Genomic DNA, 20,150 nt, shown 5'->3' on the forward strand with positions numbered 1-20,150 from the left:
CCTCCGGCTTCCTTCAGATTCCGGGTCACCCCGGACACCCTTGCCCTTGGCTAACGGCTACAACGACCTTCACCGTTCGGGACTCTAACCCTAAAGCTTGCGCCCATGTCGGGCACACATCCAAAAAAACCCAGCCCCTAAGGGGGCTGGGTTTTTTGGACTAAAGTTGTTTAGTTCAAACGCATATTTTGCAATTCGACAAGAAACTTGTCATTCAGTACTTTGATATACGTACCTTTCATGCCTAGAGAGCGTGACTCAATAACACCCGCACTTTCTAATTTACGAAGAGCATTTACAATCACCGAGCGCGTGATTCCAACACGGTCAGCAATTTTACTCGCCACAAGCAACCCTTCATTTCCTTCTAACTCTTCAAAGATATGTTCAATTGCTTCTAGCTCACTATAAGATAAGGAACTAATCGCCATCTGGACGACAGCCTTACTTCTAGCTTCCATTTCAATCTCTTCTGTTTTCTCATGAAGGATTTCCATGCCTACAACAGTAGCACCATACTCACCTAGTAAAAGGTCGTCATCGTTAAAACTTTCAGTTAAACGACTAAGAATAAGTGTACCAATTCGCTCACCGCCGCCGATAATAGGTACAACAGTCGTCAATCCTTGTTGGAACAATTCACGGTTCTCAACAGGAAATGCCGTAAGCGGGTGATCAATATCCAAGTTTGGAGTTGTTTCATTTATAGAGAATAAGTTTTGTGTATACTCTTCTGGGAATTGTCGCTCAGCCAGCATACTTTTCATGCGGTCGTTTTCAATTTCCTGCTTAATAGCGAAACCTAATAGTTTACCTCTTCGACTTACGATATACGTGTTTGCCCCAATAGCATCACGCAGCGTCTCAGACATATCGTTAAAGTTGACGGATTTACCTGTAGTTTTTTGCAACATTGAATTAATATTGCGTGCTCGATCTAATAATTTCATATTGATCCTCCTGTTCAGTGTGTCTATAAAATAAATTGGCTTAAGTCTTTATTCTTGGCAATCGATGCTAATTTATCATCTACATAAGCTTTAGTGATTTCAATGGTTTCCATATGGACATCCGGAGCTTCAAAGGACAGATCCTCTAATAGTTTCTCTAAAATAGTGTGCAATCTGCGTGCACCAATATTATCTGTCTCCTGATTCACTTCGAAAGCTACTTCTGCTAATCTGGTAACAGCTTCGTCAGAAAATTCCACATTTATACCTTCTGTTTCAAGTAAAGCTTTATATTGCTTTAATAATGCATTTGATGGTTCAGTGAGAATATTCACAAAATCTTCCACAGTCAGTTTCTCAAGCTCTACGCGAATTGGGAAACGTCCTTGTAATTCAGGAATTAAATCTGAAGGCTTAGACATATGGAATGCTCCCGCTGCAACAAATAGAATATGGTCTGTTTTTACAGGACCATGCTTTGTAACAACTGTAGATCCTTCTACGATAGGTAAAATATCTCGCTGCACGCCCTCTCTTGAGACATTCCCTGACGATTGCTCATTTCCACCAGCTACCTTATCAATTTCATCTACGAAGATCATTCCATTTTGCTCTACGCGTTCTACTGCATCTTGAGATACTTCGTCCATATCAATGAGTTTTTGAGCTTCATCTTGAGTTAGCACCTTACGAGCATCCTTTACAGAAAGCCTGCGTTTTTTGGACTTTTTCGGCATGAATTGACTGAAAGCATCTTGCATATTCATCCCCATTTGTTCCATACCCGAGCCCTGCAACATATCAAACATGGAAGATTGTTGCTCTTCCACTTCGATTGTAATCATTGTATCTTCTAGCTCACCCATTGCAAGCTTGTGAGAAGCTTGCTTACGTTTTTGCTCTACATTTTGTTCTTCAGAGCGATCTTCACTTTGCTGCGTGTCTTCTTGACCAGAGAAAAACATTTCTAATGGGTTTTTAAAATTATTTTGCTTTTTCTTTTTAGGAACTAAATATTCTACAATACGCTGGTTCGCACGCTCTTCAGCTTTCCCTTTCACTTGCTCCATTTTTTCTTCTTTCACCATACGGACAGCTGTCTCCATAAGGTCTCTTACCATGGACTCAACGTCTCGGCCCACATAACCTACTTCTGTAAATTTAGTAGCTTCAACTTTCACAAAAGGAGCACCTACAAGCTTAGCTAATCTACGAGCAATCTCTGTTTTACCTACCCCTGTTGGCCCCATCATTAATATATTTTTAGGAACAATTTCGTCTTTTAACTTATCATCCAACTGCATGCGTCGATAGCGATTACGTAAAGCGATCGCTACAGCTTTTTTGGCGTTATTCTGACCAATAATATATTGGTCTAAGCGTTCAACTATTTGTCTAGGTGTTAAGTTTTCACTCATCGATAAAGACCTCCCTTAGTCCTCCAGCGATTCTAGTACGATTTCATTATTGGTATACACACATATTTCTCCTGCAATTTCTAAAGCTGCTTGAGCAATTTCAGTTGCGTTTTTCTCAGGAGAATAACGTTTTAATGCTCGACCCGCACTCAATGCATAGTGCCCTCCAGATCCAATTGCAATAACACCATCATCAGGTTCAATGACCTCACCTGTACCCGAAACAAGGAATAGGTCGTCTTTGTTCATCACAATTAACATCGCCTCAAGCTTACGAAGCACTTTGTCACTTCGCCACTCTTTAGCAAGCTCTACAGCTGCACGAGCTAAGTTTCCATTATAGGCTTCAAGCTTTGCTTCGAATTTCTCAAACAACGTAAAAGCATCAGCTACAGAGCCAGCAAATCCTGCCAAGACTTGCCCCTTAAATAATCTACGAACTTTTTTTGCTTTATGTTTCATTACAACGGCATTTCCAAATGTAACTTGCCCATCTCCGCTCATTGCACATTGTCCATTATGCTGAACGGCAAAAATCGTTGTTGCATGAAATTGTTGTTCCAAAAACTCCACCTCATTCCATTTATTCATCCTTGCCTGCTCGTGGATGGCTATTCATGTATACGTTTTTTAAATGATCTTTCGTTACGTGTGTATATATTTGAGTAGAGGTTAGGTGCTCATGCCCTAACAATTCCTGTACGGAACGTAAATCTGCCCCTTCATTTAACATATGCGTAGCAAACGTATGCCTAAGCATATGAGGATGGACATGAATGGTCATAGCTGCCTTTTCTACCATTTTATTCAGGATTAACCGGACTCCACGGTCTGTTAATGGAGAACCTTTTGCGTTAAGCCAGATTGCTCCAGTGTCCATTCCGGACTTCTGTAATAACGAGTTTCTTCCATTATAAATGTAGTGTTTTAAAGCCTCTCTTGCAAAGCTCCCGAAAGGAATGTAACGTTCCTTCCTTCCTTTACCTCGAACCAGAACCGTACCAAGCTCAAGATCTATATCAGATAACTCACACGATACACATTCACTTATACGCATGCCTGTCGCATAAAGAAGCTCTAAAATAGCTTGATTTCTTTGGCCTAAAGGTTCTTCAGTATTACTCACATGAAATAACTTATCCAACTCTTCTTCATATAAGAATGAAGGAATCGGATTTTCCTGCTTTGGCAAAGAAACATGTAAGAAAGGATTTGACTCTACATGCCCTTCCCTTTCTAAGAAGCGATAAAACGATCGTAAGCTTGAAAGCTTTCTCGAAACGGATCTTCGAGAAAGTTGCTGGTCATAGAGTTCTGTTAAAAAGACTCTAATAATGGGATAATCCACTTCCTCCCAACTCAGATCTCCTTCCCTTTGTAGAAATGCTTTAAAGGAACGGAGATCACTTTGGTAAAAGTGGATCGTATATGATGAAGCGTTCTTTTCAATTTGTAAGTACTCCGTGAATAAGTTTATTTGACGTTGATTATCATCCATCAGCTCACCTCACATAAGGCGCTTAAATATTAACACAGATAATACAGCTTATGCAATGAATTTTACTTAATTGTAACAAAATTCTGAATTGTTCTTAAACCTTTGTAAATTATCATTGCTAGCATATCCATGACCAAGAGCAAATATACTAATTTCTGTCAAGTATATTCCCTTACCACTCAACGATTATAGCTTGATGACCTACTAGTGTCAATTAAAATTATTTTAAGTATTTTTTAACAGTTTGTAAGGTAGGAATAGAATTACAAAAAATTCTATTAAAAGATCTATTATAATCATAAGACTCTTATGTGGAAGACTGGAAGTTGCTATATTTTAGCCGGGAGGGCCGTTGTGTTTGATGAGTGTTGGGCTTGCTCGGGGACAACTCGCTTTCCTGCGGAGAGCTGGGAAGCCTCCTCGTTCGCTTACGCTCTCTGTGGGGTCTTCCCTAGGCCCTTTTCCCGCGGGAGTCTCGCAGTCCCCGCGCAAGCCCTTGCTTTAAAGAGGTGAACGGCCCCGAAGTTTACGTCAGGGGTTCTGGTGTAACCCTATATACGGCATGTTTCCGTTAATCTTAATATTGAAAAGGTGGGCCTGGAAACTGCGAGACTCCCGTGGGCAGAAGAGCCTAGGTGAGACCCCGGAGTCCGGCTTTGCCGGGCGAGGAGGCTCACCAGCTCCCCACAGGAAAGCGAGTGGTTTCCAGGCCCACCTTACACTCAACTAAAGCTAACGAAACATTCTCTCAGTTTCGAGTATTCCATATTACTGCACTTACCTGAAATCGTTTATTCGGAGAGTATACGATTATTGCTCATAAATAAAAGCATAAGGGGATAGCCCCTTATGCTTATTGCTGAAGTTCTTCTTTATAATCACATTCAGAACACTGCACTTGCGTTCCTTTTTTAGCTTTCTTCTCTACTAACATTGATTCACATTTCGGACATGGACGACTGATTGGTTTATCCCATGAGATAAACTCACATTCTGGGTAACGATCACAGCCATAGAACGTGCGTTTCTTTTTACTTTTACGTTCAACGACGTTCCCTTCTTTACATCGAGGGCATTTAACACCAATTTCTTTTAATATTGGCTTCGTATTACGGCAATCTGGGAAATTGGAACAAGCAAGGAATTTACCATAGCGGCCCATTTTGTAAACCATTTCATGACCACATTCTTCACAGTCAATTCCTGCGGGTTCGTCTTTAATTTCGACCTCTTCCATTTCTTTCTCAGCAGTTGTTAAACGCTTTTCGAAGTCTTGATAAAAGTCATCGATTATTTGAACCCATTCTTTGTTGCCCTCTTCTACAGCATCAAGATTTCCTTCCATTTGTACAGTGAAATCGACGTTAATGATTTCAGGGAAGTACTCTTTCAATAATTCAATCACGATTTCCCCTAATTCAGTAGGTACGAATCTTTTATTATCTAAACTCACATATCCTCTTCTTTGGATTGTATCAAGGGTAGGAGCATATGTGGATGGACGTCCAATCCCCATCTCCTCTAATGTACGTACAAGACGAGCTTCTGTGTATCGCGGTGGAGGCTGAGTGAAGTGTTGATTCGGTTGAATGGCCTCTGCTTTAACCGTAGTGCCCTCTTCCAAATCTGGCAACATCTTATCTTCTTCTTTCTTATTATCGTCGTTGCCTTCAACATATACTTTCATAAACCCTTTAAATTTAACTTTAGAACCGGTAGCTCTAAATTCTACGCCTTGATTTAACAAGTGAACGGTCATGGTATCAAGAACAGCAGGAGCCATTTGGCTAGCAACAAAACGCTCCCAGATCAATTTATACAATCGATACTGATCTCTAGACAAATATTCTTTCATTGCCTTTGGGGTACGTAAAGAGGAAGTTGGCCGAATCGCTTCGTGTGCATCTTGAGCATTTTGCGATTTCTGTGATTTCTTTTGACTCCCAGATCCAAGATAGTCCTTTCCATACTGCTCTTCAATATATCCAGCAGCTTCATCCTTAGCTGTTTGAGAGATACGAGTCGAGTCTGTACGCATATAGGTAATCAAACCAACTGTGCCCTCTTTTTTACTAAGCTGAATTCCTTCATATAATTGTTGAGCCATCATCATTGTTTTCTTAGCACGGAAATTTAATTTTCGAGCTGCTTCTTGTTGTAACGATGATGTCGTGAATGGTGATGCAGGATTACGGCGACGTTCTCTTTTGTTTACTTTATCAACATTGAAGTCTTCGTCGTTCATTTTAGAAAGAATCTGATCAACATCTTCTCTAGATCCTAGTTTTTGTTTTTTACCATCTATACCATAAAAAGAACCTTCAAACTGTTCATTATCTTTCATAAAGTTTCCATCAATGGACCAATACTCTTCAGGTTCGAAATTTTTTATTTCATTTTCCCGGTCCATAATCATTTTTACGGCTACTGATTGTACTCGTCCTGCACTAAGACCTTTTTTTACTTTTTTCCATAATAACGGGCTAATGTTGTAACCAACTAATCGATCTAGCACCCTTCTTGCTTGCTGTGCGTTCACAAGATCCATATCAATTGTACGAGGATGCTTAAACGATTCCTTAATTGCATCTTTTGTAATCTCATTAAATACAACACGACATTGAGATGTCTCATCCATATTTAAGCTATGAGCCAAGTGCCAGGCAATTGCTTCCCCTTCTCTATCGGGGTCGGCTGCGAGATAGACTTTCTTTGCTTTCTTAGCAGCTGTTTTAATTTCTTTTAATACAGGCCCTTTGCCTCGAATAGTAATGTATTTCGGGGTATATCCTTCTTCTACATTTACACCCATTTGACTTTTGGGTAAATCAATGACATGCCCCATTGATGCTTTTACGGTATACTTTTTTCCTAAATATTTCTCTATTGTTTTAGCTTTTGCTGGTGATTCTACAATAACAAGATAATCTGCCATATAGTATCCTCCTAGATGAGGTTATTCTTTATTTCATTTATTTTATGTGTAAACGGTTGTTTTAAATTAAATCTTCCCTATTATTAAATACTTCTTATTCATTTGTCAAACAAATTATAGAAACAAAACTTATAGAAAAACGGAAAAATATTGATTTTATGACAGATTTCGACACCATTTCCCCTTTTTATTCTTTCCATTCATCTAAAATATCATGGGCATTTTGAACTAATTTAGCACCATCTTGAATCATCTTATTACAGCCGCTTGAAAAATCATTCAATATAGAGCCAGGAATCGCAAAAACCTCTCTTCCTTGTTCTAAAGCTTGATCTACGGTTATTAACGTACCGCTTCGTTCTTTCGCTTCAACAACTAAGGTTCCAAAACTTAGGCCGCTTATTATTCTGTTTCGTTCAGGGAAATGCCATTTTCTTGGTGGGATGTGAGGGGCATATCCAGATAACAGAAGTTGATCTTGAGCTAACGTCTGCATGAGGGGTTGATTTGCTTTAGGATAACAGTATTGAAAACCAAAACCTAATATAGCTATGGTCTTTCCACCTAGCTCTACGGTGACATCATGAGCAATAGAATCAATCCCTTCAGCCATCCCGCTTACTATAACAAATCCTTCATTTAATAATGGAGGAAGCACCTTCTTCAAAGAAGCTAACGCAAGATTTGAACACTTTCTAGTTCCTACTATACTTAAGTACGAATCCATACCCAAAAGTTTTAGATCTCCTTTTGCATATAGAAGTAAAGGGGCATCAGGAATACCCCTTAATAGTTTAGGATAATTAGGATGCCAAAAAGGAAGTAAAGCACATTCTGATAAATTTATGAGGAGCTGTTTTCTATTAGAGTCAGAATGGAGATGAGTAAGAAATGTGGAAGCTCTTTTTGAGGAAAGATTAAAATTTGAAGTAAGTTCTTTTAGGGAGAGTGAAAAAACAAACTCAAGGGAAGGATCAAACTGAAGAAATTGCTTTAACAAAGCCCGACTTGCTCCTTTTGTTTGATGTAAAAGAGCTAATCTTAATGTTCTTGCTTCCAAACGTACACGTCCCTTCATTTATATAGGAGATCGTTTAAAAAGGTGCTCCTACAACCAGGAGCACCTTCCTACTATCTTAATGGGTTTTACATTTATCGTAGATATTGTTTTCTTTTAACACGTTTATGAGCGTTTCTCCCATAACTGCAGGCGTTTCAGCCACTTGTATACCACACTCATTCATTACTTTGATCTTTTCCTCTGCTGTGCCCTTACCGCCTGAAATAATGGCACCTGCGTGTCCCATACGTTTACCAGGAGGCGCTGTGCGACCTCCAATAAAGCCAACAACAGGTTTATCCATATTGTCTTTAACAAATTGGGCAGCTTCTTCTTCAGCTGTTCCACCTATTTCACCAATCATAATAACTCCATAGGTGTCAGGATCATCCTGGAAAGCTTGCAAGACATCGATAAAATCAGTACCGTTCACTGGGTCTCCACCAATCCCTACAGCTGTAGATTGGCCAATACCAGCTTCAGAAAGTTGGTGTACGGCTTCATATGTTAATGTTCCACTTCTAGAAACAACGCCGATATGTCCTTTTTTGTGAATGTATCCTGGCATAATACCAATCTTACATTCTTCTGGAGTAATAACACCTGGGCAGTTCGGCCCTACTAAGCGTGTTTTCTTCCCTTCCATATAACGCTTCACTTTTACCATGTCAATAACAGGGATATGCTCTGTAATACAGATTACAAGATCAAGCTCAGCATCAACAGCTTCCATAATTGCATCAGCAGCAAATGCGGCTGGTACGTACACAACAGATGCCGTCGCACCTGTTTCTTCAACAGCTTCTTCAACAGTATTGAACACAGGTACGCCCTCTACTTCAGTGCCACCTTTTTTCGGTGTTACGCCGCCTACGATTTGGGTACCGTATTCAAGCATTTGTTTCGTATGGAATAGGGCAGTAGACCCTGTAATACCTTGTACAATGACTTTTGTATCTTTATTAATATATACACTCATTTTTGTCCGTCCTTTCTTATTTTACTAATTCTACGATTTTCTGTGCTGCTTCGGCCATAGATTCGGATGCAACAATGTTTAGGCCTGACTCATCAAGGATTTTCTTACCTTGTTCTACGTTTGTTCCTTCTAGACGAACAACAAGTGGAATTTCAAGACCAACTTCTTTCGTTGCCGCAACGACACCTTCTGCAATGACATCACATTTCATAATTCCACCGAAGATATTAACAAGAATACCCTTAACACTGTTGTCGGACAAAATGATTTTGAAAGCTTCTGTTACCTTTTCAGTAGTTGCGCCTCCCCCAACGTCAAGGAAGTTGGCGGGGTCTCCGCCATAGTGCTTAATCGTGTCCATTGTCGCCATCGCAAGACCAGCACCATTAACCATACAGCCAATATTACCATCTAATGCAATATAGCTTAGGTCATATTGAGAAGCTTCGATTTCTTTTGGATCTTCTTCATCTAAATCACGAAGTTCAAATACATCTTTTTGGCGATATAAAGCGTTATCATCAAAGTTTAACTTCGCATCAAGCGCCATTACTTGACCGTCTCCTGTAGTTACAAGCGGGTTAATCTCTGCAATGGAACAATCTTTTTCAACAAATACTTGATAAAGACCCATCATAAATTTAACCGCTTTCCCTAACAGTTCATCTGGAATGTTAATGTTAAATGCTAAGCGACGAGCTTGATAAGGCATTAATCCAGTTACAGGATCGATTACTTCTTTGAAAATTTTCTCTGGTGTTTCAGCTGCTACTTCTTCAATTTCAGTCCCGCCTTCTTCAGAAGCCATCATCGTTACACGTGAAGTGACCCGGTCTAGTACAATACCAACGTAATATTCTTTTTGAATATCACAGCCTTCTTCAATGAGTAAGCGCTTAACTTCTTTACCTTCAGGACCCGTTTGATGAGTCACAAGCTGTTTGCCTAAAATTTCTTCAGCATATGTACGGACTTCATCTATATTTTTGGCTACTTTAACACCACCAGCTTTTCCGCGGCCCCCTGCATGGATTTGTGCTTTTACTACAGATACATCTGTACTTAAGCCTTTAGCGGCTTCTACAGCTTCGTCTACAGTAAATGCAACGGTTCCGCTTGGAACGGCAACGCCGTAGCTACGTAAAATTTCTTTCCCTTGATACTCATGAATGTTCATCTTCCATCCTCCCATCAAATTGTCACTGCATGACCATTGTATAAAAAATATGTGTGAATTGTCTACAAATTCATCTAGTATCTCCAAAAAAATTAAGAAAATACCGACAAAATCCGCTATTTTCTCCACTTATAAGCTAAAAAAAATATTATTTATAATAATTTACTTGATGTAGGAGATAAGACTAGTTGAATAGCAGAAACGATTCCACAGAAAGCTTTAAATAAAAATAGAGGCACTTAAATCTTTATTTGATTTTAGTGCCTCTATTTAAAAATCATTGATTAATATATAAATGCAGTAGTAAACGTTACTAAAATCACTTAAGACTTCATTTGTTTATCAAGTTGATAAACATAAGCAAATACTTCGGCAACCGCTTGATACAATTCTTCTGGGATCTTTTCATTAATATCAAGTTCTCCTAATAGTTTTACAAGTGTTGGGTCTTCTTGTATAGGAACTCTGTGATCATTTGCTTTATTAATAATATTTGCAGCAATATCCCCTTTTCCTTTAGCAACAACTTTTGGAGCATTAAATTGATCTTCATCATAACTTAATGCTACTGCTTCTCTTTTGTAGTTAGATTCGCTCATATTTTTAAATCAAAGCCTCCTGTTTTTCGAGTGGGGTTATTTACTCTATTTATAGCAGTTTCAGAGGAATCTTTAAGGTTGATTTCCTTATGCCGAACAGTGGATAGCTTATAGTTCAGTTGTTCTAAACCTTTTTCTAGAGATGGCTTAAGCATATGAATAAGATCTTCCACCCCGCTATTTTCAGTAAATAAGGTGAGTTGGACAACTCGTTTTTGAATCCTCATATCAATAACCGTTTCTTTAAGAGATTGGAGATCAAGATAAAATAAAATGTGACAATAGTCTGGATCAATTTCTCCATTTTCTTTCTTGTTCCCTTCCACATCCATTGTCACATCTTGCTCAATTCCAAACCACTCTCCTGGCATCTGTACATTAAATTGGATAGATTGTTCGGATTCTTGCATCATTATTGGAGCAGCATTAAGATGATTCAACACTCTTTGCAGCCGATCTGCTACAGATGAGGCTAGTGGGTCTTGCATAGCTTGTAGTATGCTTCCTTTTAAAGATGAGGAGGGTGCTTCTCCTCTCTCCGCTAGTTGATACTCGTAATTAATTCCACTGAGTTGAGTATATGCTTTTAACTTTACTAAAAATCGATCTTTGGAAGACATAGCTATTTCATTCGTTTCTTGCAACCCATGCCTCAGCCATTCAATAAGTTTTGTAGCTTCTCCTTTAGGCAATTGGTTGTTCATAACTTGACTCAAAGTGTTTGCAACTTCTTTCAAAGGAGAACGGTTTTCGTTCAGCACTTTAGTTGGGTTTGAACTTCCTATAAGGAATCCGAGAGCTTCTACAGACGGTTGTGATGCTCCATGATTACTTAAAGCTCCTTTTAGAGAAGACCATACCCCTGCTACTTGTAGGGATTCAGAAAGTTGATTTAAAGCTTGTCCAAGCTTTGGAGACATAGGCCCCGGCATATTCCCATTTGGTTCTGTCAATTTATTTAAAATGGACGAAAACTGATGCAGTAAAGACTTTGTATTTTTTGATACAGGGAGTTGCTGTTGAAACAAGCTAACCAACTGACCCTTTAACTCCCCTGAATTTTTTATTACGAATGAACTTTCTGATTCTTTACTAGCGGCAGTTGCATTAAGTTGCTTAACAGCTTGTTGTAAAGACGTTTGATTTTGTCTAAGGAAAGATGCTGGATCTGATACCGTTAAAAGCTGCTGGGCTTTAAGTATGGGGAACTTCTCATGATTTGCTTTATTACTCATGAGTTGCTCCCATATCCCTTTACTTGTCAAATTTCTCCCCGCATCTTTTAGATGATCCATTGAATGTAAAGAAGATTGGGGACCATTAACTTGTTCTTCTAAAAGAGATGCAAACGTTTGAATCGCAGAACTTTGATTATGATTAACAGTTAGCTGAGTTTGAATTTGGGATAATGACGTTTGGTTAGAGATATGCCCACTTCGCTGTAAAAGCTGTAACGCAGCCGTTTGTTCCCCTAAGGGAGCGTTCATAAATGTCCTCATGATCATTTTATCTAGAGGTAAACCAGATCCTTTTCTTCCAAGAACCTGTTGTAATTGATGGCCAAGAGAAGCCCGAGTTTGACTCTCAAGACTTCCCGCATCTGTAAATATAGATTGAAGAGAAGCTGTTAAAGAAGATGATTCTGTGTATTTAGTGTATAAAGCTTGAAACACAGATGATTTAACCGGCAAATTCCTTGAAAACATGTCTAATAAAATTTGAGATGCTTTCGATCGAGGACCCCACTGTTCCAATATTTGCAGCGCTTCTTTTAGATCTTTTCGTGTAAAGGGAATGTCTCGTTGAATTAGTTCATTCACGAAACTCATTTGGCTCTTAGAAGGACTTGAGATACCTAATTGATGCAGTAATTGTGTTGAAGACTGAAGCGTTTTCCCCTTCTCCCCTTCTACCACTTTTAGGCGAAGCATAGGCTTTGTTTGTTGAACTTGAAATACATACCTTTCATTTACAGAGAGGGATGCTTCTAGCTGAGCGTTCATTTGGCCACCACCAATTTGAACCAGCGCTTTTGCTTGAGGGTATAACTTTAATACTTTACCACCGACCAGACTCCCTTGTTGTAGTGATTGTGACGGTTGGTTCAGAACCGCTGATGAACGCAGTTGGTTAAGGAATTGAGGAGCCGTTAAAGATGACATTCTCTATCCCCTCTCTTTACTGAAATGTTAACGAAGCTTCCTTTACCGGTGCAAACGATCTCCTGTGATACGGAGTAACTCCATGTTGTTTTAAAGCTTGAAGATGATTCTTCGTACCATAACCAGCATTCTGATTAAATTCATATGCCGGATAAGATCGGTGAAGGTCATCCATATAACGATCTCGTGTCACTTTTGCAAGGACACTAGCAGCTGCAATAGAGATGCTTCGCTGATCTCCTTTAGGAAAGGCATCTACTGGTGCACGCGTATTTGTTAAAGGGAGAGCATCAATCAAAAGCTGATCGGGTTCTTTGCTTAACTGACCAATTGCTCTATGCATCGCCAATTTAGTAGCCTCATAGATGTTAATGTCATCAATCGTTTCACTTGTTACAATCCCAATTCCATATGAAATAGAATGGGCTTTTATATAGTCAAAGAACATATCCTTTTGGCTTTCTGAAAGTGCTTTTGAATCATATAATCCTTCTAAATAGAACGTATCAGGTAAAATCACTGCCGCAGCTACAACAGGACCTGCTATAGGCCCTCGACCCGCCTCATCGATTCCAGCGATTAGCTCTTTCCCTCTTTCCTTGTATGCATTCTCATAGGTTTTCATAGCCTCAAATTGATCTTTGAGCGCCTGTTTTCTTGCTAATTGTTTGTGATATTGTTTAACCAACTTTTGTACACCTTTACGGTCATCAGATTCTAAAGCCTGTAATTCTTCTGGTGTACACCCTGTGTCAAAAAGTTTTCCCTTTATTTCTGCAATGGTCTCTTTACTCATGATCGTCCTCGTTTCCTCTTTTATCGGTTTTCTCTACATATCTCTTAAGGATGGATTTGATATTTTCTCACACAAAAAGCTGACCCTCAACATGAGAAAGTCAGCCTTATCTTTTATTGTATCATATCTGGTGTTTCCAAAGTGACTCTGCCAATCTTGGCTGAACGTAAATCACGAATAATTACCTCAGCCACTTTATCATAATTAATATTTCCACCGCTCTCTAAGCAGCCTCTCTTCGTTCCGATATGATCAAATACTTCTCCCATATCATCCACATCAGCAGACACTCCGAAGCGTTCTTGCAAAAGGCTTGGATAATGTTCTTGTAAAAAGCGAATGAAAAAAGCAGCCACGTCTGGAATAGGTAAAATATTATCTTTAATCGTACCAATCGTAGCTAGGCGAAACCCAACAATTTCCTCTTCAAATTTCGGCCACAGAATACCTGGTGTATCTAGAAGCTCGAAGTCTTTTTTCACTTTGATCCATTGTTGAGCAGTCGTAACGCCTGGTCGATCACCTGTTTTTGTAATCTTCTTTTTCGCGAGACGATTAATAAGTGTAGATTTCCCAACATTCGGAATACCGATAATCATAGCCCGCGCTGGTCTTGGACGTACACCTTTTTTCCTTAAGCGTTCTAACTTTTCTTGACCCATGTCTTTAGCTTTTTGAATAACATACTGTACGTCTTTTGGATCATCCACATTTACTGCTATTGCCTCGATATCTTGCTCTTTATACCAACTAATCCACTTATTCGTAACCCCATCATCAGCTAAGTCTCTCTTCATAAGAAGAACCATCTTAGGCTTCTGTTGAAGCACTTGATGAAGCATTGGGTTTTGTGAAGAGTATGGTGCACGTGCATCTACTAATTCAATGACAAAGTCAACAAGCTTTAATTTCTCTTCTACTTGTCGTTTGGCTTTAGCCATATGGCCCGGAAACCATTGAATCGTCATAGTCATCATCCTTTATCAATCTACAAAACCAAACCGTTCCATAGGCCAATAAATAAACCTGGTTTCCCCTACTATCCTCTCTAAAGGAATCAACCCAAGCATACGGCTATCTGTTGAGTTATTACGGTTATCCCCAAGTACTAGAACATGGCCTTCAGGAATGGTTTCATAGTTCCCTTTTATATCTTGTAATCGAAAATCAAACGTATAAGATTGATTCTCTGAAAGTCGGTCTAATCTTTCTTTCAAGAACGTTTCCTCTACAGGTTCTCCGTTCACATATAATGTATCATCCCGGTATTCAATGTGATCGCCCGGGAGGCCTATTACTCGTTTAATATAATCTTTCGTTTCTGTTGCATGAAACACAACGATATCAAAACGTTCTGGTTTTCCAATAGAGTAACTAAATTTATTCACAATCATGTGGTCACCATTTTCTAGCGTCGGAAGCATAGATGGCCCGTCCACTACGATTGGAGCAAATAAAAATACGCGGATGACAATTGCTAAAATGGCTGCAACGATCAACGCTTTTATCCAATCAAGCCATTCATTTCTTTTCTTCGTCATCCAGCTTCCCTCCACTATGTAAACAACATCTGTTATAAGTCATTATAGAACAAAAAGGAGCCTGTCTAAACAAGCTCCTTTCTTTCGTGTTCATCTTAGCGAATTTCTTTAATGCGCGCAGCTTTACCACGTAGGTTACGTAGGTAGTAAAGTTTAGCACGACGTACTTTACCACGACGAACAACTTCGATTTTATCAACGCGTGGAGAGTGTACTGGGAACGTACGTTCAACACCAACGCCAGAAGAAATTTTACGTACAGTGAATGTTTCGGAGATGCCTCCGCCACGGCGCTTAATTACAACACCTTCAAACACCTGAATACGTTCGCGGCTTCCCTCAACAACTTTAACGTGAACTTTTACAGTGTCACCAGCTTTGAAACGTGGAAGATCTTCGCGTAGCTGTTCTTTAGTAATTTCTTGGATCAAGTTTTGCATCCTGTTTCACTCCTTCTTCACCAATGCTCTTACCTGGATTGACCTGGTAGCGGAACATCGTAATTAGACTTAAGCTAAACGCCTAAGCACAAGTTTTAATATAGCATAATTACAATGATGATGCAATATGCTTTTAATCATTCTGCCATTCATTTATCCATTGTTTTTCTTGTTCCGTTAATGAGCGTTGTTCAATAAGATCTTTACGCCTCTCATAAGTTCGCTTTAAGGACTGTTTATGTCTCCATTCATCAATCTTTGCATGGTTGCCGGAGAATAACACCTCGGGCACGTGCATTCCTCGAAAATCACGAGGCCGTGTGTAGTGAGGATGTTCTAATAGGCCATTTGAGAAGGAATCTTCAGGTGCTGAAGATGCGTTCCCTAGTACACCGGGTAACAATCGCACAACACTGTCCATCACAACCATAGCCCCAAGCTCTCCACCGGTTAACACGTAATCCCCTATAGAGATCTCATCCGTTACAACATGTTCACGAATCCTCTCATCATAACCTTCATAATGGCCACATAAGAAAATTAAATGATCTTCCTGAGCTAATTCTTCTGCCTTAGCCTGAGAATGCGGTTCACCTTGAGGGCACATAAGAATGACTCTTGGCTTCTTCCCTTGCTTATCTTTAATAGCATCTACTGCGTCAAAGATCGGCTGAGGAGATAAGACCATACCAGCTCCCCCTCCGTAAGGGGTGTCATCTACCTTTAAGTGTTTACTTTCGGTATAGTCTCGAAAATTAACAGTCTCATATGAAAATGCATCTAAATCCTGAGCTTTTTTCATAATAGATGTATTGAGTACCCCACTAAACATTTCTGGGAACAAAGTCAAAATATCAATATGCATTAGTCAAGCAGCCCTTCCATTGGTTCAATTGTGATCGTTTTGTTGTGGATGTCTATTTCTTTTACAACTTGTTCGATATAAGGGATTAGAGCATCCTTTTTCTGAGGACGCTTTACGACCCACACATCATTTCCACCAGGGCTTAAAATTTCTTTCACGGTTCCCACAACTTCCTCTTCCGTTGTTTGTACGGAACAACCGATAATCTCGTGGTAATAGAATTCTCCTTCATCCAGAGGAGTTTGTTGCTCTTTCGTGATCGCTAATGTGCCGCCTTTTAACGATTCAACCTCATTTAATGAGCTATACTCCTCAAAATGAAGAAGGTGAAAGGATTTATGCATACGATGACCTTTAATCGTTAATGCAATGGGTTCTTCTTGCTTTGACTGCGGAACCCAGTATACTTCATTTCCTGGTTCAAAACGATCTTCAAAATCTGTTACTTGAATTACGCGAATTTCACCGCGTACTCCATGAGTATTCACGACCTTACCTATTGTATATAATTCTTTATCCATTCACATCACCTATTTATCAATCCGGATTACTTTACCATCTTGAACAATAATCGCGCCCTGGTTCATTTGTTCGTCCCAGGTATCCCCTACATTTAGGTCTACTATGGATTCCACTTCCCCATCTTCTATTTCACTGCCTAATGGTAGGATTTCTAGTTGTTCGAGTTGATATTCAAGCCACCGAATTTTTTCTTTTCTCTTATCGATTTCTCGATTAAAACGCTTTGCTACTTCTTCTCTGGAGATATTTTGTTTTACTTCAATCTTTCTTTTTTCAAAGGAAAGTTGCTGACACTCTTCATCAAGTCTAGCTTTCCGTGTTTCAAACTCTTGCTGTAACTTTTCTTTACTTGCTTCTGTAAGAACACGTTTTACTGGTACACGTTTGATGATGTTCATCACATTCGCTCCTTTAACCGTAAACGACTCTTCTATACATCCCAAGGATTTTGCTTTATGAAGAGCAAATTACACGAAAAAGTTTAACCTAGTAAAAAAGGGAAAGGTGGCCCCTCTCCCTTTTTACATAATATCTAAATAAATTCGCTTCTTGGAATTCGATCCTGCCGCATATACAACGGTTCGGATGGCCTTAGCCACTCGTCCGTGTCTACCAATCACCTTGCCGACATCATCTTTGTGAACAGATAAGTGATACGTAAGCTTACGCTCTTCTTCTTGCTCTGTAACGGCAACATCATCTGGATAATCAACTAGTGGACGTACAATGGTTTCGATTAAGGCTTTCACGATATCACACTACTTTACTTTTGAGTTTTTTGTGCGTGAAACTTTTCCATAAGACCTTGTGTTGAGAACAAGTTGCGAACTGTGTCAGATGGCTTAGCGCCTTCTGTCATCCAGTTAAGAGCTTTTTCTTCATTTACAGTAACCTCTGTTGGGTTAGCTGTTGGGTTGTACGTTCCGATCTCTTCGATGAAACGACCATCACGTGGGGAACGAGAATCTGCTACTACTATACGATAGAATGGGTTACGCTTAGAACCCATGCGCTTTAGGCGAATTTTTACTGCCATATTAAATACCTCCATATTTTCAAATGCTTATTTTTACTTAACACAATTTTAGATTTTAGCAGAGAACTGCGAGTGTGTAAAGGGGTTTTGCATTACATATTAATAAAAGTGTGAAAGGCGCTTCGATCACAGTCCAGCTCCAACGGTTAGGCCCTAGCGCGATAAGTAAAAACACTGCGGTGAGGAAACCTCACCTACGCGCTTTTACTTATCCGTACGGGCCTGGACGAACCGTTTCCGCTTCCTGCTTTTCCAGCTCCGGCGGGGAGGAGCTAGCGCGATAAGCAATCGACTTGCAGTGACTAACGTCACTTCCAGTCGCTTGCTTATCCGTACGCTCCTGTTCACCCCGCCTGCGCTTTTCCAAATGTCCAGTTCCGGCTCCTAGCCCCTAGCGTCATAAGCCATTCAACTACAGTGGTTTTCAACCACTTTCGTTGCTTGGCTTATGCGTACGGGGCTAAGCAGTCGCCTGCACTTTTCCTTTTACATAAACGGTAATTTAAATCCGCCGCCTTTACCTTTTTTACCTTTTTGGTTCGTCATCTGCTTCATCATTTTCTTCATGTCGTTGAACTGTTTTAATAAACGGTTCACTTCGGATACGTTTCGGCCGGAGCCTTTGGCAATTCGTTTTTTACGACTTGCGTTCATGATACTTGGGTCATTTCGTTCGGCTTTAGTCATGGATTGAATGATTGCTTCGATGTGATTTAATTGCTTCTCATCTATATTAGCATTCTTCAAACCTTTCATTTTATCAGCGCCTGGGATCATGCCGATTAGTTCATCGAGTGGTCCCATATTACGAACTTGGCCCATTTGTTCTAAGAAATCGTCCAATGTGAAGGACGCGTCGCGCATTTTCTGCTCGAGTTCTTTCGCCTGGTCTTCGTTTACTTCAGACTGGGCTTTTTCAATTAACGTTAGTACGTCTCCCATACCTAAGATACGAGAAGCCATACGCTCAGGGTGGAATGCTTCTAGCTGGTCAAGTTTCTCACCCATACCTGCAAACTTAATTGGTTTGTCTGTTACAGCTTTGATTGATAGCGCAGCACCACCACGGGTGTCACCATCTAATTTAGTTAGGACTACCCCGCTAACGTCTAGCTGCTCATTAAAAGATTCTGCTACGTTAACAGCATCTTGACCTGTCATCGCATCAACAACTAGGAAGACTTCATCGGGATTCACGTTTGAGTGAATTTCTTTCAACTCTCCCATAAGATTCTCGTCAATATGAAGACGACCAGCTGTATCAATAATGACATAGTCATTATGATTCTCTTTCGCTTGAGCAATTGCTTCATTAGCAATGTCAACTGGGTTTGCCTCTGTTCCTTTTGAGAAAACAGGCATATTAAGCTGAGTCCCAAGCGTCTCTAACTGGTTAATTGCAGCAGGACGGTAAACGTCAGCTGCTACTAGTAAAGGGTTCCTATTGTGGTTTTTACGAAGATGGTTAGCAAGTTTACCGGTAGTGGTAGTCTTACCAGCACCTTGAAGACCTACCATCATAATAACTGTTGGTGGACGATTAGCCACAGCAATTTTGCTCTGGTCTCCTCCCATAAGATCAGTTAATTCTTCTTTCACCACTTTAATCACTTGTTGACCTGGAGTTAAACTTTGCATAACTTCTTGTCCAACCGCACGTTCTTTCACGCGTTTCACAAAGTCTTTTACAACTTTGAAGTTAACGTCCGCTTCAAGAAGCGCAAGGCGGACTTCACGGGTCATTTCTTTTACATCTGCTTCGGTTACCTTACCTTTGCCTTTGATCTTTTGGATCGAATTCTGCAGTCGGTCGGCTAAACCTTCGAATGCCATATAAGCCGCCCTCCTAATCTAAGTTCTCAAGGGTCTCAATGATTTCTAACACGTCATCAGACCCTTTCTGAACGGAATCTTTCAATTGCTTCAACAACCTTTGTCGCTTTTCAAAACGATCGTATAAGTCTAACTTCTGTTCGTATTCTTCAAGCATTGTTTCTGTTCGTTTAATATTGTCATATACAGCCTGACGACTTACATTGAATGTTTCAGAGATCTCCCCTAAAGAATAATCTTCAAGGTAATAGTACTCCATATAACTTCGCTGTTTATCTGTCAGTAATTCTTGGTAAAAATCAAACAAATAGTTCATGCGTGTTGTTTTCTCAAGCAAAG

At 39.9% G+C, this 20,150-nt stretch carries 22 protein-coding genes; 1 reads left to right on the forward strand and 21 read right to left on the reverse strand.

Features of this window, described 5'->3' with window-relative positions; genetic code table 11:
- Positions 1–170: 170 nt before the first annotated feature.
- From codY to dprA, 6 genes are all read right to left on the reverse strand, one after another.
- Positions 171–950, reverse strand: a complete 780-nt coding sequence (codY, locus tag IEW76_RS19200) for a GTP-sensing pleiotropic transcriptional regulator CodY (RefSeq protein WP_188656002.1) — start codon at positions 948–950, stop codon at positions 171–173.
- Between the two features lie 23 nt (positions 951–973).
- Entirely contained in the window at positions 974–2,368 is a 1,395-nt protein-coding gene (gene hslU, locus IEW76_RS19205) for an ATP-dependent protease ATPase subunit HslU (RefSeq protein ID WP_188656003.1), read from the reverse strand.
- Positions 2,369–2,383: 15 nt separating this feature from the next.
- Positions 2,384–2,959, reverse strand: coding sequence for an ATP-dependent protease subunit HslV (gene hslV, locus IEW76_RS19210; protein WP_188656004.1), 576 nt, complete (start codon positions 2,957–2,959; stop codon positions 2,384–2,386).
- Complete coding sequence (xerC, locus tag IEW76_RS19215) at positions 2,952–3,866, reverse strand: tyrosine recombinase XerC (RefSeq protein ID WP_188656005.1); 915 nt, start codon at positions 3,864–3,866, stop codon at positions 2,952–2,954. Before xerC ends, hslV begins: the two co-directional genes overlap by 8 nt.
- Before the next feature lie 853 nt (positions 3,867–4,719).
- Entirely contained in the window at positions 4,720–6,801 is a 2,082-nt protein-coding gene (gene topA / locus IEW76_RS19220) for a type I DNA topoisomerase (RefSeq protein WP_188656006.1), read from the reverse strand.
- Positions 6,802–6,988: 187 nt separating this feature from the next.
- Positions 6,989–7,801: a DNA-processing protein DprA gene (gene dprA, locus IEW76_RS19225; RefSeq protein ID WP_229721313.1), complete on the reverse strand. Its 813-nt coding sequence runs from the start codon at positions 7,799–7,801 to the stop codon at positions 6,989–6,991.
- Here dprA and IEW76_RS20890 point away from each other — a divergent pair.
- Positions 7,750–7,887, forward strand: a complete 138-nt coding sequence (locus IEW76_RS20890) for a hypothetical protein (RefSeq protein WP_229721315.1) — start codon at positions 7,750–7,752, stop codon at positions 7,885–7,887. The genes dprA and IEW76_RS20890 overlap by 52 nt on opposite strands.
- 50 nt (positions 7,888–7,937) lie before the next feature.
- Here the strand turns inward: IEW76_RS20890 and sucD are convergent, their stop codons facing one another.
- The 15 genes from sucD to IEW76_RS19300 all read right to left on the reverse strand — a co-directional run bounded on the left by sucD (position 7,938) and on the right by IEW76_RS19300 (position 20,148).
- Positions 7,938–8,840, reverse strand: a complete 903-nt coding sequence (sucD, locus tag IEW76_RS19230) for a succinate--CoA ligase subunit alpha (protein WP_188656008.1) — start codon at positions 8,838–8,840, stop codon at positions 7,938–7,940.
- Between the two features lie 16 nt (positions 8,841–8,856).
- Positions 8,857–10,017, reverse strand: coding sequence for an ADP-forming succinate--CoA ligase subunit beta (gene sucC / locus IEW76_RS19235; protein WP_188656009.1), 1,161 nt, complete (start codon positions 10,015–10,017; stop codon positions 8,857–8,859).
- 323 nt (positions 10,018–10,340) lie between these two features.
- Complete coding sequence (locus IEW76_RS19240) at positions 10,341–10,616, reverse strand: EscU/YscU/HrcU family type III secretion system export apparatus switch protein (RefSeq protein WP_188656010.1); 276 nt, start codon at positions 10,614–10,616, stop codon at positions 10,341–10,343.
- Positions 10,613–12,778 carry a TP0910 N-terminal domain-containing protein gene (locus IEW76_RS19245; RefSeq protein ID WP_188656011.1) on the reverse strand — a complete coding sequence of 722 codons (2,166 nt, stop codon included), beginning with the start codon at positions 12,776–12,778 and terminating at the stop codon, positions 10,613–10,615. Before IEW76_RS19245 ends, IEW76_RS19240 begins: the two co-directional genes overlap by 4 nt.
- A 16-nt stretch (positions 12,779–12,794) precedes the next feature.
- Entirely contained in the window at positions 12,795–13,574 is a 780-nt protein-coding gene (gene rnhB, locus IEW76_RS19250; RefSeq protein WP_188656012.1) for a ribonuclease HII, read from the reverse strand.
- Between the two features lie 113 nt (positions 13,575–13,687).
- Complete coding sequence (gene ylqF, locus IEW76_RS19255; RefSeq protein ID WP_188656013.1) at positions 13,688–14,542, reverse strand: ribosome biogenesis GTPase YlqF; 855 nt, start codon at positions 14,540–14,542, stop codon at positions 13,688–13,690.
- 15 nt (positions 14,543–14,557) lie between these two features.
- Positions 14,558–15,115, reverse strand: a complete 558-nt coding sequence (lepB, locus tag IEW76_RS19260) for a signal peptidase I (protein ID WP_188656014.1) — start codon at positions 15,113–15,115, stop codon at positions 14,558–14,560.
- A gap of 95 nt (positions 15,116–15,210) precedes the next feature.
- Positions 15,211–15,555 carry a 50S ribosomal protein L19 gene (gene rplS / locus IEW76_RS19265; RefSeq protein WP_036778645.1) on the reverse strand — a complete coding sequence of 115 codons (345 nt, stop codon included), beginning with the start codon at positions 15,553–15,555 and terminating at the stop codon, positions 15,211–15,213.
- A gap of 133 nt (positions 15,556–15,688) precedes the next feature.
- Entirely contained in the window at positions 15,689–16,420 is a 732-nt protein-coding gene (gene trmD, locus IEW76_RS19270) for a tRNA (guanosine(37)-N1)-methyltransferase TrmD (RefSeq protein ID WP_188656015.1), read from the reverse strand.
- Positions 16,420–16,941, reverse strand: a complete 522-nt coding sequence (rimM, locus tag IEW76_RS19275) for a ribosome maturation factor RimM (RefSeq protein WP_188656016.1) — start codon at positions 16,939–16,941, stop codon at positions 16,420–16,422. The genes trmD and rimM overlap by 1 nt, the downstream gene beginning before the upstream one ends.
- Before the next feature lie 9 nt (positions 16,942–16,950).
- Positions 16,951–17,340, reverse strand: a complete 390-nt coding sequence (locus IEW76_RS19280; RefSeq protein WP_188656017.1) for a YlqD family protein — start codon at positions 17,338–17,340, stop codon at positions 16,951–16,953.
- A 123-nt stretch (positions 17,341–17,463) separates the two neighbouring features.
- Positions 17,464–17,691, reverse strand: a complete 228-nt coding sequence (locus IEW76_RS19285; protein WP_188656018.1) for a KH domain-containing protein — start codon at positions 17,689–17,691, stop codon at positions 17,464–17,466.
- Between the two features lie 14 nt (positions 17,692–17,705).
- Positions 17,706–17,978 carry a 30S ribosomal protein S16 gene (rpsP, locus tag IEW76_RS19290; protein WP_036778634.1) on the reverse strand — a complete coding sequence of 91 codons (273 nt, stop codon included), beginning with the start codon at positions 17,976–17,978 and terminating at the stop codon, positions 17,706–17,708.
- Between the two features lie 486 nt (positions 17,979–18,464).
- Positions 18,465–19,811, reverse strand: coding sequence for a signal recognition particle protein (ffh, locus tag IEW76_RS19295; RefSeq protein ID WP_036778632.1), 1,347 nt, complete (start codon positions 19,809–19,811; stop codon positions 18,465–18,467).
- A 13-nt stretch (positions 19,812–19,824) separates the two neighbouring features.
- A complete protein-coding gene (locus IEW76_RS19300; RefSeq protein ID WP_188656019.1) occupies positions 19,825–20,148 on the reverse strand; it encodes a putative DNA-binding protein in 324 nt (107 codons plus the stop codon).
- Between the last annotated feature and the right edge of the window lie 2 nt (positions 20,149–20,150).

Source organism: Pontibacillus salipaludis (assembly GCF_014642405.1).
In the GTDB taxonomy this organism is placed as follows: Bacteria; Bacillota; Bacilli; order Bacillales; family BH030062; genus Pontibacillus; species Pontibacillus salipaludis.

Excerpts from the sequence above, each read along its gene's own strand:
- codY (WP_188656002.1), bottom strand. The coding sequence starts at position 950 with ATGAAATTATTAGATCGAGCACGCAATATTAATTCAATGTTGCAAAAA.
- hslU (WP_188656003.1), bottom strand. The coding sequence starts at position 2,368 with ATGAGTGAAAACTTAACACCTAGACAAATAGTTGAACGCTTAGACCAA.
- hslV (WP_188656004.1), bottom strand. The coding sequence starts at position 2,959 with ATGAATAAATGGAATGAGGTGGAGTTTTTGGAACAACAATTTCATGCA.
- xerC (WP_188656005.1), bottom strand. The coding sequence starts at position 3,866 with ATGGATGATAATCAACGTCAAATAAACTTATTCACGGAGTACTTACAA.
- topA (WP_188656006.1), bottom strand. The coding sequence starts at position 6,801 with ATGGCAGATTATCTTGTTATTGTAGAATCACCAGCAAAAGCTAAAACA.
- sucD (WP_188656008.1), bottom strand. The coding sequence starts at position 8,840 with ATGAGTGTATATATTAATAAAGATACAAAAGTCATTGTACAAGGTATT.
- sucC (WP_188656009.1), bottom strand. The coding sequence starts at position 10,017 with ATGAACATTCATGAGTATCAAGGGAAAGAAATTTTACGTAGCTACGGC.
- IEW76_RS19240 (WP_188656010.1), bottom strand. The coding sequence starts at position 10,616 with ATGAGCGAATCTAACTACAAAAGAGAAGCAGTAGCATTAAGTTATGAT.
- IEW76_RS19245 (WP_188656011.1), bottom strand. The coding sequence starts at position 12,778 with ATGTCATCTTTAACGGCTCCTCAATTCCTTAACCAACTGCGTTCATCA.
- rnhB (WP_188656012.1), bottom strand. The coding sequence starts at position 13,574 with ATGAGTAAAGAGACCATTGCAGAAATAAAGGGAAAACTTTTTGACACA.
- ylqF (WP_188656013.1), bottom strand. The coding sequence starts at position 14,542 with ATGACGATTCAATGGTTTCCGGGCCATATGGCTAAAGCCAAACGACAA.
- lepB (WP_188656014.1), bottom strand. The coding sequence starts at position 15,115 with ATGACGAAGAAAAGAAATGAATGGCTTGATTGGATAAAAGCGTTGATC.
- rplS (WP_036778645.1), bottom strand. The coding sequence starts at position 15,555 with ATGCAAAACTTGATCCAAGAAATTACTAAAGAACAGCTACGCGAAGAT.
- trmD (WP_188656015.1), bottom strand. The coding sequence starts at position 16,420 with ATGCATATTGATATTTTGACTTTGTTCCCAGAAATGTTTAGTGGGGTA.
- rimM (WP_188656016.1), bottom strand. The coding sequence starts at position 16,941 with ATGGATAAAGAATTATATACAATAGGTAAGGTCGTGAATACTCATGGA.
- IEW76_RS19280 (WP_188656017.1), bottom strand. The coding sequence starts at position 17,340 with ATGAACATCATCAAACGTGTACCAGTAAAACGTGTTCTTACAGAAGCA.
- rpsP (WP_036778634.1), bottom strand. The coding sequence starts at position 17,978 with ATGGCAGTAAAAATTCGCCTAAAGCGCATGGGTTCTAAGCGTAACCCA.
- ffh (WP_036778632.1), bottom strand. The coding sequence starts at position 19,811 with ATGGCATTCGAAGGTTTAGCCGACCGACTGCAGAATTCGATCCAAAAG.